This is a genomic window from Nocardia sp. NPDC003269, from assembly GCF_042888005.1.
Taxonomy (GTDB): Bacteria; Actinomycetota; Actinomycetes; order Mycobacteriales; family Mycobacteriaceae; genus Nocardia.
Map to the genome: position 1 here is coordinate 1,273,967 of NZ_JBIAPA010000002.1, position 12,513 is coordinate 1,286,479.

12 protein-coding genes are annotated in these 12,513 nt (G+C 70.9%); all 12 read left to right on the top strand.

Features of this window, described 5'->3' with window-relative positions; genetic code table 11:
- The first annotated feature begins 15 nt into the window (after positions 1-15).
- The 12 genes from thrS to ACFYWJ_RS16310 all read left to right on the top strand — a co-directional run bounded on the left by thrS (position 16) and on the right by ACFYWJ_RS16310 (position 12,379).
- Positions 16-2,082 (top strand): threonine--tRNA ligase, encoded by a 2,067-nt coding sequence (gene thrS / locus ACFYWJ_RS16255; RefSeq protein ID WP_355277365.1) that lies wholly within the window; start codon positions 16-18, stop codon positions 2,080-2,082.
- Positions 2,079-2,633, top strand: coding sequence for an HIT domain-containing protein (locus ACFYWJ_RS16260; RefSeq protein ID WP_355277362.1), 555 nt, complete (start codon positions 2,079-2,081; stop codon positions 2,631-2,633). The genes thrS and ACFYWJ_RS16260 overlap by 4 nt, the downstream gene beginning before the upstream one ends.
- Positions 2,634-2,638: 5 nt before the next feature.
- The gene (pgsA, locus tag ACFYWJ_RS16265; RefSeq protein ID WP_355277359.1) at positions 2,639-3,316 is read left to right on the top strand and encodes a phosphatidylinositol phosphate synthase; all 678 of its coding nucleotides are present in this window, start codon (positions 2,639-2,641) and stop codon (positions 3,314-3,316) included.
- The gene (locus tag ACFYWJ_RS16270; protein ID WP_355277356.1) at positions 3,313-4,236 is read left to right on the top strand and encodes a phosphatidylinositol mannoside acyltransferase; all 924 of its coding nucleotides are present in this window, start codon (positions 3,313-3,315) and stop codon (positions 4,234-4,236) included. Before pgsA ends, ACFYWJ_RS16270 begins: the two co-directional genes overlap by 4 nt.
- Positions 4,233-5,357 carry a glycosyltransferase family 4 protein gene (locus ACFYWJ_RS16275; RefSeq protein ID WP_355277354.1) on the top strand — a complete coding sequence of 375 codons (1,125 nt, stop codon included), beginning with the start codon at positions 4,233-4,235 and terminating at the stop codon, positions 5,355-5,357. The genes ACFYWJ_RS16270 and ACFYWJ_RS16275 overlap by 4 nt, the downstream gene beginning before the upstream one ends.
- On the top strand, positions 5,357-6,403 hold the full coding sequence (locus tag ACFYWJ_RS16280; RefSeq protein WP_355277828.1) for an NUDIX domain-containing protein: 1,047 nt from the start codon (positions 5,357-5,359) through the stop codon (positions 6,401-6,403). Before ACFYWJ_RS16275 ends, ACFYWJ_RS16280 begins: the two co-directional genes overlap by 1 nt.
- 271 nt (positions 6,404-6,674) lie before the next feature.
- On the top strand, positions 6,675-7,853 hold the full coding sequence (locus ACFYWJ_RS16285) for a Cmx/CmrA family chloramphenicol efflux MFS transporter (RefSeq protein ID WP_355277353.1): 1,179 nt from the start codon (positions 6,675-6,677) through the stop codon (positions 7,851-7,853).
- Positions 7,854-8,003: 150 nt separating this feature from the next.
- Entirely contained in the window at positions 8,004-8,924 is a 921-nt protein-coding gene (pdxS, locus tag ACFYWJ_RS16290; protein ID WP_355277352.1) for a pyridoxal 5'-phosphate synthase lyase subunit PdxS, read from the top strand.
- A gap of 125 nt (positions 8,925-9,049) precedes the next feature.
- A complete protein-coding gene (locus ACFYWJ_RS16295) occupies positions 9,050-9,784 on the top strand; it encodes a sulfite exporter TauE/SafE family protein (protein ID WP_355277350.1) in 735 nt (244 codons plus the stop codon).
- Between the two features lie 19 nt (positions 9,785-9,803).
- On the top strand, positions 9,804-10,688 hold the full coding sequence (locus tag ACFYWJ_RS16300; protein WP_355277347.1) for a LysR family transcriptional regulator: 885 nt from the start codon (positions 9,804-9,806) through the stop codon (positions 10,686-10,688).
- A gap of 54 nt (positions 10,689-10,742) precedes the next feature.
- Positions 10,743-11,525 carry an inositol monophosphatase family protein gene (locus tag ACFYWJ_RS16305; RefSeq protein ID WP_387208196.1) on the top strand — a complete coding sequence of 261 codons (783 nt, stop codon included), beginning with the start codon at positions 10,743-10,745 and terminating at the stop codon, positions 11,523-11,525.
- A 134-nt stretch (positions 11,526-11,659) separates the two neighbouring features.
- Positions 11,660-12,379, top strand: a complete 720-nt coding sequence (locus ACFYWJ_RS16310; protein ID WP_355277342.1) for an SDR family oxidoreductase — start codon at positions 11,660-11,662, stop codon at positions 12,377-12,379.
- Positions 12,380-12,513: the final 134 nt, after the last annotated feature.

The following is a 12,513-nucleotide window of genomic DNA, read 5'->3' on the forward strand; positions in this document are numbered from 1 at the left end:
AAGGAGAGCATTCCCGTGACCACCTCTGCACCGATCAGCCCTGTCGCCCTCGTCCGGGTGCCGGCCGGGACTACCGCGGGCGCGGCGGTGCGGGAAGCGGGGTTGCCGACCAAGGGACCGGACACGATCGTGGTGGTCCGCGACGCCGAGGGCGCGCTCAAGGACCTGTCCTGGATCCCGGACACCGACGTCGAGGTCGAGGCCGTCGCCGCCGACACCGAGGACGGCCGCAGCGTGATCCGGCACTCGGCCGCGCACGTGCTGGCCCAGGCGGTGCAGCAGGAGTTCCCCGACGCCAAGCTGGGCATCGGCCCGCCGATCAAGGACGGCTTCTACTACGACTTCCGGGTCGACCGGCCCTTCACCCCCGAGGATCTGGCCAAGCTGGAGTCCCGGATGAAGAAGATCATCAAAGGCGCGCAGCGCTTTTCGCGTCGCGTCGTCGAGATCGACGAGGCGCGGGAGGAACTGGCGAAGGAGCCGTTCAAGCTCGAGCTGATCAGCGACAAGTCCGGCATCGACGACCCGGAGATCATGGAGGTCGGCGGCAACGAGCTGACCATCTACGACAACCTGGACCCGCGCACCGGCGAGAAGATCTGGGGCGACCTGTGCCGCGGCCCGCACATCCCCACCACCAAGTTCATCCCCGCCTTCAAGCTGACCCGCAGCTCGGCCGCCTACTGGCGCGGTGACCAGGACCGCGAGGACCTGCAGCGCGTCTACGGCACCGCCTGGGAATCGGCCGAGGCGATGGACGAGTACCTGCACCTGCTGGCCGAGGCCGAGCGCCGCGACCACCGCAAGCTGGGCCTCGAGCTGGACCTGTTCAGCTTCCCCGACGAGCTCGGTTCGGGCCTGCCGGTGTTCCACCCCAAGGGCGGCATCATCCGCAAGGAGATGGAGGAGTACTCGCGGCAGCGCCACATCGACGCGGGCTACGAGTTCGTCAACACCCCGCACATCACCAAGGGGCATCTGTTCGAGGTCTCCGGTCACCTCGACTGGTACAGGGACGGCATGTTCCCGGCCATGCACCTCGACGCCGAACTCAACGAGGACGGCTCCGTGCGGAAACCCGGCCAGGACTACTACGTCAAGCCGATGAACTGCCCGATGCACAACCTGATCTTCCGTTCGCGCGGCCGCTCCTACCGTGAGCTGCCGCTGCGGATGTTCGAGTTCGGCTCGGTGTACCGCTACGAGAAGTCCGGCGTGGTGCACGGCCTGACCCGCGTGCGTGGCATGACCCAGGACGACGCGCACATCTACTGCACCAAGGAGCAGATGCACGCGGAACTGACCACCACGCTGCAGTTCGTGCTGTCGCTGCTCAAGGACTACGGCCTCGACGACTTCTACCTCGAGCTGTCCACCAAGGACCCGAAGAAGTTCGTCGGCTCCGACGAGCTGTGGGAAGAGGCCACCGAGACCCTGGCCAAGGTCGCCGAGGCCTCGGGCCTGGACCTGGTGCCGGACCCGGGCGGCGCCGCGTTCTACGGCCCGAAGATCTCCGTGCAGGCCAAGGACGCGCTGGGCCGCACCTGGCAGATGTCGACCATCCAGCTCGACTTCAACCTGCCCGAGCGGTTCGACCTGGAATACACCTCCTCCGACGGCACCAAGCAGCGTCCGGTGATGATCCACCGCGCGCTGTTCGGTTCGATCGAGCGGTTCTTCGGCGTGCTCACCGAGCACTACGCCGGTGCCTTCCCGGCCTGGCTCGCGCCGGTGCAGGTCGTCGGCATCCCGGTCGCGGAGAACTTCGCCCCGCACCTGGACGCGGTGATCGAGCGGCTGCGGGACGGGGGCGTGCGCGCCCAGGTCGACCGCAGTGACGACCGGATGCAGAAGAAGATCTTCAACCAGACCGCGCAGAAGGTGCCGTTCATGCTGCTGGCCGGCGCGCGCGACGTGGAGGCCGGCGCGGTCAGCTTCCGGTTCCGCGACGGCAGCCAGGTCAACGGCGTGCCGGTCGACGACGCGGTCGCCACCGTCCTGAGCTGGATCGCCAACCGCGAGAACACCTCGCCCACCGCGGACGGGTTCGAGGTCGTCGGCGCGGCGAAGGCGTCCTCATGAGTGAGAGCATCGCCTCGGAGGCCGGGTCGATCGTCGACGCGGGTGCCGGTCAGCCCGACCGGTTGCAGCGGCTGTGGACGCCGTACCGGATGTCCTACATCACCGGCGAGATCAAGCCCAAGGACGCCACGGGTCACCCGTTCACCGACATCCCGAAGATGTCGGACGAGGACGGGTTGATCATCGCGCGCGGCGAACAGGTCTATGCGGTGCTCAACTTGTACCCGTACAACCCAGGGCACATGATGGTGGTGCCGTACCGCCGGGTCGCCGACCTGGAGGATCTGACGGCCGCCGAGAGCGCGGAGCTGATGGCCTTCACACAGCGGGCCATCCGGGTGATGAAGCGGGTCTCGCGGCCCGCCGGATTCAATGTCGGGCTCAATCTCGGCGGCGTGGCCGGTGGTTCGCTGGCCGACCACCTGCACCAGCACATCGTGCCGCGCTGGGGTGGGGATGCGAACTTCATCACCGTGGTCGGCGGGGTGAAGGTGATGCCTCAGCTGTTGCGCGAGACGCGGCAGCTGCTGGCGGAGGCGTGGGAGGAATAACAACCGTGCTCAGCTTCTTCGGCCGCCAGACGTTTGCGAAAGCGACTGCGCCGCTGGGCAAAGCGCTCGTCGGTACCGGGCTCACCCCGGACGCGATGACACTGATCGGTACCACCGCGACGATCGCGGCCGCGGTGACCCTGTTCCCCACCGGGCACCTGTTCTGGGGCACGATGGTCATCTGGCTGTTCGTCATGTTCGACATGCTGGACGGGGCGATGGCCCGGGCCCGCGGCGGCGGCACGAAGTACGGCGCGGTCCTCGACGCTACCTGCGACCGGGTCGCCGACGGCGCGATCTTCGGCGGTCTGGCCTGGTGGGCGGTCTACCACGAGCAGAGCAAGGAGCTGTTCGCGGCGACGCTGATCGTGCTGGTCACCTCGCAGGTGATCTCGTACGCGAAGGCGCGCGCCGAGGCCAGTGGTCTGTCCGCCGACGGCGGGCTGATCGAGCGGCCGGACCGGCTGGTCATCGTGCTGGTCGGCGCCGGGCTCACCGGCATCGGCGGGCACTGGGGCATCGAATGGCTCACCTGGGCCGTCTACGTGGCCATGTGGATCCTGGTGGTGGCCAGCGTCATCACCGTGTTCCAGCGGGTGCTCGCGGTGCGCAACTCGCCGGGCGCGCGGACCGTCATCCCGCCTGCCCCGCAGCCCGGCGCGACCGGAGGTGCGGCGTCGTGACCCTCGCCGAGCGGGTGAGCGATCTGGGCTACGCCGCCGGGTGGCGCGTGGTGCGGTCGGCGCCGGAACCCCTGGTGCGCAAGGTGTTCGACCTGGGCGCCGATCGGGCGGTGAAGAACGGGGGACCGGAGCAGTTGCGGCGCAATCTCGCGCGCGTGCTGGGGGTGCGTCCCGACGAGGTGCCCGCGGACCTGATGCGCGCGAGCATTCGCTCCTACGCCAGGTATTGGCGCGAGGCGTTCCGGCTGCCCAGCATGGACCACAGCACCATCGACTATTACGTCGACGGCCTCGAACACCTCGACGCGGCCCTGGAGCGGGGCCGCGGCGTCATCTTCGTGCTGCCGCACTCGGGCAACTGGGACATGGCCGGGGTGTGGCTGGTGCAGCACTACGACACCTTCACCACGGTGGCCGAACGGTTGAAGCCGGAGTCGCTGTTCGAGCGCTTCGTCGCCTATCGGGAGAGCCTGGGTTTCGAGGTGTTCCCGCTGACCGGTGGTGAGCAGCCGCCGTTCGGGCAGCTCGCGGACCGGCTGCGGCAGAACCGGATCGTCTGCCTGATGGGCGAGCGCGACCTCACCGGCAAGGGTGTGCCGGTCGACTTCTTCGGCGAGCGCACCTGGATGCCCGCCGGCGCCGCCAAGCTGGCCATCGAGACCGGCGCCGCGCTGATGCCGGTGCACGGGTGGTTCACCGTCGAGGCCGACGGCACCGAGAACTGGGGACTGAAAACCGAAGCGCCACTGGATGTCTCCGTGGGCGTCGCGGCCGCCACCCAGGCGCTGGCCGACCGGTTCGCGGCCAATATCGCCGAGCATCCGGCCGACTGGCACATGCTGCAACCGCTGTGGGAAGCCGATCTGTCGCCCGAGCGACGGGCCCGCATCGCCGCCGCGCAGACAGGGGGAGCGCGGTGAAGATCGGCATGGTGTGCCCGTACTCCTTCGACGTTCCCGGCGGGGTGCAGGCCCATGTGGTCGAGCTGGCCCGGGTCTTCCTCGAACGCGGACACAAGGTGAGCGTGCTCGCGCCCGCCTCCGACGACACCCCGCTACCCGATTTCGTGGTGTCGGCGGGCCGCGCGGTGGCGATTCCGTACAACGGGTCGGTGGCGCGGCTGTCGTTCGGGCCGATGGCCTACACCCGGATCCGGCGCTGGATCGACAGCAACGACTTCGACGTGCTGCACATCCACGAGCCCAACGCGCCGAGCCTGTCGATGCTCGCGCTCAAGATCGCCGAGGGCCCGATCGTCGCGACCTTCCACACCTCGACCACGAAATCGCTGGTACTGAGCACTTTTCAGGGCGTGCTGCGGCCGTACCACGAGAAGATCAACGGCCGCATCGCCGTCTCCGAGCTGGCCAGGCGCTGGCAGGTCGAGGCGCTCGGCTCGGACGCGGTGGAGATCCCCAACGGTGTCGACGTCTCGGCGTTCGCCCGCGGCCCGCTGCTCGACGGCTATCCGCGCGCGGGTGCGACGGTGCTGTTCCTCGGCCGCTTCGACGAGCCGCGCAAGGGCATGGACGTGCTGCTCGGCGCGCTGCCCACGCTGATCGACCGGCATCCCGACGTGCAGATCCTCATCGTCGGGCGCGGCGACGAGGACCGGCTGCGCCGCGAGGCGGGCGAGCACGCCGGGCACCTGCGCTTCCTCGGCCAGGTCTCCGACGCGGAGAAGGCCGCGGCGATGCGCAGTGCCGATGTCTACGTCGCGCCGAATCTGGGCGGGGAGAGCTTCGGCATCATCCTGATCGAGGCGATGGCCGCGGGCACCCCGGTGGTGGCCAGTGAGCTCGACGCCTTCCGCCGGGTGCTGCGCGACGGGACCGCGGGCCTGCTCACCCCCGTCGGCGATTCCGCCGCCCTGGCCACCGCGATCGACACCGTCCTCACCGACGACGAGACCAGGCAGCGACTGGTGCGCACCGCGACCCAGGTGGTCGCCGCCTACGACTGGCCGGTGGTGGCCGAGCAGATCCTGCGGGTCTACGAGACCGTCACCGTCGGCGATCTCCGCGTGCGGGCCGCCGGATGATCACGTTCTCCGCGACCTCGGTCCTCGTTCTCGGGCTGATCGCCGTCCTCGTCCTCGCGCTCGGTGTCTGGGCGTACTCCACGGCCAACCGGCTCGACCGGCTGCACGTGCGCTCGGATCAGTCCTGGCAGGCGCTCGACGCGGCGCTGGCCCGGCGCGCGGTGGTAGCGCGCGCGGTGGCGATGGCGATCGCCGGGCCGGTGAGCACCGACTCGCGGCGTGGTGAGCGGGCCGCCCAGCTCGCCGCGCTGGCCGATCGCGCGGAGCGGGCCGATCGCGGTGACCGCGAGACCGTCGAGAACCAGCTCTCCGCCGCGCTGAGCCTGGTCGACATCGACCAGCTGCGGCCGCAGCTGGTCGCCGAGCTCGCCGACGCCGAGGCACGCGTGCTGATCGCGCGCCGATTCCACAACGACGCCGTCCGCGACACCCTCGCGCTGCGTACCCGGCGGCCGGTGCGGGTGCTGCACCTGGGCGGTACCGCGCCGCTGCCGCACTACTTCGAGATCACCGAGCGGGCCACGCCCGCCGCGGCGACCGGCCTGGACGTGAACACCACCCGCACCTCCGCCCGGGTGGTCCTGCTCGACGAGCAGGACCGGGTGCTGCTGCTGCGCGGCCACGATCCGATGCTGCCCGAGGTGGCGTTCTGGTTCACCGTCGGCGGCGGGGTCGAACCGGGGGAGAGCCTGCGCGACGCCGCGGTGCGCGAGCTGTACGAGGAGACCGGCCAGCGGGTCGATCCGGCCGCGCTGCGCGGTCCGCTGTGGCGCCGGGTCGCGGTGTTCCCGTTCAACGGTGAGCTCATCCGCTCCGAGGAACTGTTCTTCACACTGCGCGCCCCGAGCTTCGAGTGGCGGCCCGCGGCCCTGAACGCGCTCGAACGCCGCACCATCACCGATCACCGCTGGTGCGCCCCCGCCGACATCCGCGCCCTCGACGATCAGGGCGAGGCGGTCTACCCGTACCACCTCGACGAACTCCTCACCGAGGCCGCCGCGGTGGCCTCCGACGACACCGAACACGTCGTCCGCTCGATCCGCTGACCCGATCGGGCGCAAAACAACTGGCGCGGACGATGTTCCCGCGCATACGGTGGGCGGGTGAATTCTCCGGAGGCATCCAGAAGGTAGCCGTCCGGCCCACGGGCCGGATGGCGTCGCGTGAACGAGCTCCCTCGGTCCGATGACCGGGGCGACGTGTCGTTCGCGATGCCGGATGATCCTCGATTCCTCGCGGCGGGCCGTACTCCGCCCGTGCCGCGTCCTCTCGGACACCGCGCGTGCGGTGTCCCGATCTCCGGAGAGTTGATCAACCATGCCCATCGGGGTTTTCGTGCTCGCTGTCGCGGTATTCGCGCAGGGCACATCGGAATTCATGATGTCGGGGCTGCTGGCGCGGACCGCCGGCGACCTCGGCGTCTCGCTCGGGACCGTCGGGTTGCTGACCGCGGTGTACGCGGTCGGCATGGTGCTCGGCGCGCCGACGATGGCCCTCACCGCGGGCCGGTGGCCGCTGCGGCGTTCGGCGACAACGTTTCTCGCGGTGTTCTGTCTCGCCCACGTCGTCGGCGCGCTCGCGGGCGACATCACGGTGCTGGTCGCGACACGGGTCGTCGCCGCGGTCGCCAACGCCGGGTTCCTGGCGATCGTGCTGGCCGCGCTGCCGACGCTGGTCGGGCCCGCGCTGATCGGGCGGGCGACCTCGGTGGTCGTGTCGGGCGTGACGGTGGCCTGCGTCGCCGGGGTTCCGGCGGGCACCGTGCTCGGTCAGCTGTGGGGGTGGCGTTCGGCCTTCTGGGCGGTCGCGCTGGTGAGCGCGGTGGTGCTCGTCCCGGTGGCGCTGCTGCTGCCGCGGGCCGCCGACACCACCGCGGGCACCTCGATCCGCGCCGAATGGGCGGTCCTCGGCGTGCGTCCGGTGCGGGTCGCGGTGGCCGCCGGGGTCCTGGTCAACGCCGCGACCTTCGCGGGGTTCACCTACCTGGGCACCATCACCGCCGCAGTCGCCGGGACGGACAGCGGCTGGGTGCCCGCGGCCCTGGCGGTGTTCGGTCTCGGCTCGTTCGCCGGGGTGACCCTCACCGGCCGGTTCAGCGACCGGTTCGGCCCGTCGATCATCACCGTCGGCACGGCCGGACTCGTCGCGGTCTGGGCACTCGCGGCCCTGACCGCGCGGACGACGGCGGGTGTCGCGGTCATGACGTTCGTCACCGGCGCGGCCGCGTTCGGCGTCGGGTCGGCGTTGATCGCGACCATCGTGCGGACCTCGGCGCGCACCGCGCCCCGTCTCGCCGGCGCGCTGGCGACCACCGCGCTGAACATCGGCGCGATCCTGGGTCCGGTGGCCGCCGGGGTGGTGGTCGATCGGGTGGGCGACCCGGTCGCGGCGCTGTGGTGCGGCGCAGCGGCGGCCGCGGGCGCGGCGCTGATCGTGCTCGCCGACCGGTTCGGACGCCGCCCGGTGCCGACCGTGGAAACGGCCGACGCGTGCTGAGCGGCGGGCCACCGGAGCAGGCCAGCGACGGGTGGCGGCGGCATCGCCGCTGGTCGCGGCAAGGCCAGTGGACCTCAACTGGCTATGAAGGCCGAATGGGGACGGTTCTAGAATCGACGGTGTCCATACCGAGCGACCTGATTGGCGCACATGACACAGGAGACAGCCGTGACTACGCCTGAGACCACCACCACCGTCGGCACCGCCCGCGTGAAGCGCGGCATGGCCGAGATGCTCAAGGGCGGCGTGATCATGGACGTGGTCACCCCGGACCAGGCCAAGATCGCCGAGGACGCCGGCGCGGTGGCCGTCATGGCGCTCGAGCGGGTCCCGGCCGACATCCGCGCCCAGGGCGGCGTCTCCCGGATGAGCGACCCGGACATGATCGACGGCATCATCTCCGCCGTCTCCATCCCCGTGATGGCCAAGGCCCGCATCGGCCACTTCGTGGAGGCGCAGATCCTGCAGAGCCTCGGCGTCGACTACATCGACGAGTCCGAGGTGCTCACCCCCGCCGACTACGCCAACCACATCGACAAGTGGAACTTCACCGTCCCCTTCGTCTGTGGCGCCACCAACTTGGGTGAGGCCCTGCGCCGCATCACCGAGGGCGCGGCCATGATCCGCTCCAAGGGCGAGGCGGGCACCGGTGACGTGTCCAACGCGACCACCCACATGCGCACCATCCGCGCCGAGATCCGCCGCCTGACCTCGCTGTCGGAGGACGAGTTGTTCGTCGCCGCCAAGGAACTGCAGGCCCCGTACGAGCTGGTCCGCGAGGTCGCCCAGACCGGCAAGCTGCCGGTCGTCATGTTCACCGCCGGTGGCATCGCCACCCCGGCCGACGCCGCGATGATGATGCAGCTCGGCGCCGAGGGCGTGTTCGTCGGCTCCGGCATCTTCAAGTCGGGCAACCCCGAGCAGCGCGCCGCCGCCATCGTGAAGGCCACCACCTTCTACGACGACCCGGACGTGCTGGCCAAGGTCTCGCGCGGCCTGGGCGAGGCCATGGTCGGCATCAACGTCGAGGAGATCCCGCAGCCGCACCGCCTCGCCGAGCGCGGCTGGTGAGCTGAGGCCGATCCGGCCTCGAAGTCGTCGGTACCGGTGGGCGTCGTGCGTGAGCACGGCGCCCACCGTCGTCGGGGGCCCGAGGGCCGAATTGCTGCCGTGTGGACATACCGTACAGTCGGTCCGTGACCGCGCTCGACTTCTTCTTGCTGGTCGTCGCGGGATTCTTCACCGGACTGGTGGGGTTCGTCACCGGGATGGCCTCGATCGTCTCCTACCCGGCCCTGCTGGCCGCCGGGTTGCCGCCCGTCGCCGCCAATGTCACCAACACGGTCGCGATGGTGGCCGTCGGAGTCGGGGCGACGGCCAATTCCGGGCGCGAACTCGTCGATCGTGGGCCGACCCTGGTGCGCTGGGCGGCGCTCTCGGCGATCGGCGGGCTGCTGGGCGCGCTGGCCTTGCTGGTGGCACCCGACGGCGCGTTCGAGGTGGTGGTGCCGTTCCTGGTCGCGATCGCCTCGATCGCCCTGCTGGTGCAGCCGCTGGTGCGCCGTCATGTCGGTGAGCTGAGCGCGCCCTGGATCGTGCCGCTCGGGATCCTGTTGATCTCCACCTACGGCGGCTATTTCGGCGCGGGCGCCGGGGTCATCTATCTGTCGATGATGCTGCTGTGCACCTCCGAATCGCTCTGGAGCGCTTCGGTTCTGAAGAGCTTCCTGCTCGGCATCGCCAATCTGGTCGCCGCCGTCGGTTTCGCCGCCTTCGGCCCGGTGCACTGGGGCGCGGCGCTCGCGCTGGCGCTGGGCGCGCTGGCGGGCGGCTGGTGCGGTCCGCCGGTGGTGAAGGTGATTCCGCCGACGCTGCTGCGGGTGACCGTCGGCGTCCTCGGCCTCGGTCTGGCCGTCTACCTGGCCCGCTGACGTCGGTAGGGTCGGGGGAATGGAACTTCGGCAGTTGCGGTACTTCGTGGTGCTCGCCGAGGAACTGCACTTCCGGCGCGCGGCCGAGCGCCTGTTCATCACGGCGCCAACGCTGAGTCAGCAGATCCGGGTACTCGAACGCGAACTCGGCGGTCCACTGCTGGTGCGCGAACCACGCGTGGAGCTCACCGCGGCGGGGGAGACCCTGGTGCGCACCGGCCGCGCCGTCCTGGCGGCCGCGGAGACGGCGGTGCGCGAGACCCGGCGCGCGAGTACCGACGGTGCCCAGGTGGTGCGGTTCGGCCTGCTCAACGGTGCGCCTGCCTGGCTGCCCGCGCGGTTCGAAGCGCTCGCCGGTGCGGTCGGCGCGCGCCTGGTCCTCACCGGTGGCACCACCGCCGATCAGCTGCGCATGCTCGCGGCCGACGAGGTGGACCTCGCGCTGGTCCGCGGGCCGCTCGAGATTCCCGAGCAGTTCACCGCCCGGCCGATCGCCAGTGAGGGACTCGGCCTCGTGATGTCCGCGCGGCATCTCCTCGCCGGGCACGCCGAGATCACCCCCGAGCTGCTCGACGACCACGAACTGGTGCTCTTCGCCCGCGACTCCGCGCCCGGCCTGCATCGCGCGCTGCTCGCCGAACTGGCCGCACGCGGTGCCCGAATCCGGTTGAGCGACAGCGCGATGGGACACGCGCAGCTGCTCGCGGTCCTCCCGCATCGCACCGATCTGGTCGGCCTGAGCTCCGATCGGGTCCGCGACCATCCCGGTCTCGCGTGGCGCCCGCTGCGCGACGGCCCGATCCCGGTCGACTACGTGGCGGTATGGCGGGCCGCGAGCGGGCATCCGATCCACGCCGCGGTGGCCGAGACCACCGCGGCGGGCCGGTGGCGTGCGCCGATGTGACGGCCGGTTCTCGTTCGCCCGCAGGTGATCTTCGGGGTGCGTAGCCTGGAGACGGTGCACCACTCGGATGTTGAAATCGCAGTTCACGCAACACAAGTCGCTTCGGGAGTGATCCGGTCCGCGTTCCACGCGCCGCTCACCCGGTACGCCAAGGAGGGTGACGATTTCGCCACCCAGGCAGACCTCGCCGCCGAACAGGCCATTCTCGATGTTCTCGCGACCGCCTGTCCGGGTGATCGCTTTCTCGCCGAGGAATCGGGGGTGACCGGCGCGGCCCGCAGCGACCGCACCTGGCTCGTCGACCCCCTGTGCGGGACACGGAATTTCGCGGTGGGCACGGAGTTCGTCGCGGTGAACGTCGCGCTGCGGACCGGCGCCGCCATCGGGGTCGCCGCCGTCGCCGATCCGTTCGCCGACGAGGTGTTCTGGACGGCGGGCGACGGCGCCTACCTACGCAGCGACGGCGCGGATCAACCGCTCCTACCCCGGGCCGACAGCCGGCTCGTCGATGTCGATCTGGATCACGACTTCCCCTGGTCGAGTCCCGCGCGCCTGTTCGACGCGCCCGGTTTCGCCGGGGAGTTCCACGCGCGCGTGCTGTCGACCTCACTGGCCCTGGCCTGGGTGGCGGCCGGTCGCCGGGCCGCGTACGTCACCGGCGGAGATCTGCGCGACAGCGTGCATTTCGCCGCCGCCATCGCGGTGTGTGAGGCCGCGGGCTGCACCGTCACCAACCTGGCGGGCGGCCCGCTGCACACCGCGCCGCACGGGCTGATCGCGGCCGCCGACGCGTCGACCGGTGCCCGGCTGGTCGCCGCGGTCGCCGCGCTGCGCTGACCGTCGCGGGCACGAGCGCATCGTGCGACAGGCGGTGCGCTCGTGGCCCGTGAGCTGGGCTGTTAGGGATCGGCGAACGCCGGTTCGGCTGCCGGACATGGAGTTTCGCCCTGCCTCGGTGCTGAGCTGGCTCCATGAGTGAGAACAGCACAGTGATCATCGGCGGCAGCTCGGGCATGGGTCTGGCCCTGGCGCATCGGCTGCTCGCCGACGGCGCCGAGGTGACCATCGCGGGCCGGTCGGCGGATCGGCTCGCGACGGCGGCGCGGGAACTCGACCAGCACCCGGGCACCCTGCGCACGGTCGTCGCCGACATCACCAGGGAGGCCGACATCGCCCGCCTGTTCGGCGCGACCGGCACCGTCGACCACGTCGTCGTCACCGCCGCCGACATGACCGGCGCCTACCAGCCGATCACCGCCTTCGACACCGACATCGCGGCGAAAGTGGTGGCGGCCAAGATGATCGGCCCCGCCCTCGTCGCCAAACACGCCAGGGTCGCCGACGGCGGTTCGATCACGGTCACCTCCGGTATCGCCGCCTACCGGCCCGCCCCCGGCGGATCCCTGGTCGCCATGGTCAACGCCGCGCTCGCGGGCTTGGTCGCCGCGCTCGCGGTGGAACTCGCTCCGCTGCGCGTCAACGCCGTGTCGCCCGGCTGGGTGGACACGCCGATCTGGAATGCCTTCGCCCCCGCCGACAAAGCCGAACGCCACCGCGCCATGGCCGCCCGCCTCCCCGCCGGCCGACTCGGCACGCCCGCCGACCTCGCCGAGGCCTTCCTCGCGGTCCAGCGCAACCCGTTCGTCACGGGCACGGTCCTGCACGTCGACGGTGGCCACCGCCTGGTGTGATGTCGTGCGCCCGGCCACCTCTCACAGACCATCGTTGCCGGGTTCTCAGAGTTTCCACACCATCGCTGGGTAGCGTCCGGGCCGTGGCATCGAGGCCTGCGTCGTGTGGCGCGGGTCCGTGCCGTCGCCCGGAG

Coding starts and splice junctions, on each gene's coding strand:
- ACFYWJ_RS16260 (WP_355277362.1), top strand. CDS start 2,079: ATGAGTGAGAGCATCGCCTCGGAGGCCGGGTCGATCGTCGACGCGGGT.
- pdxS (WP_355277352.1), top strand. CDS start 8,004: ATGACACAGGAGACAGCCGTGACTACGCCTGAGACCACCACCACCGTC.
- ACFYWJ_RS16300 (WP_355277347.1), top strand. CDS start 9,804: ATGGAACTTCGGCAGTTGCGGTACTTCGTGGTGCTCGCCGAGGAACTG.
- ACFYWJ_RS16285 (WP_355277353.1), top strand. CDS start 6,675: ATGCCCATCGGGGTTTTCGTGCTCGCTGTCGCGGTATTCGCGCAGGGC.
- ACFYWJ_RS16310 (WP_355277342.1), top strand. CDS start 11,660: ATGAGTGAGAACAGCACAGTGATCATCGGCGGCAGCTCGGGCATGGGT.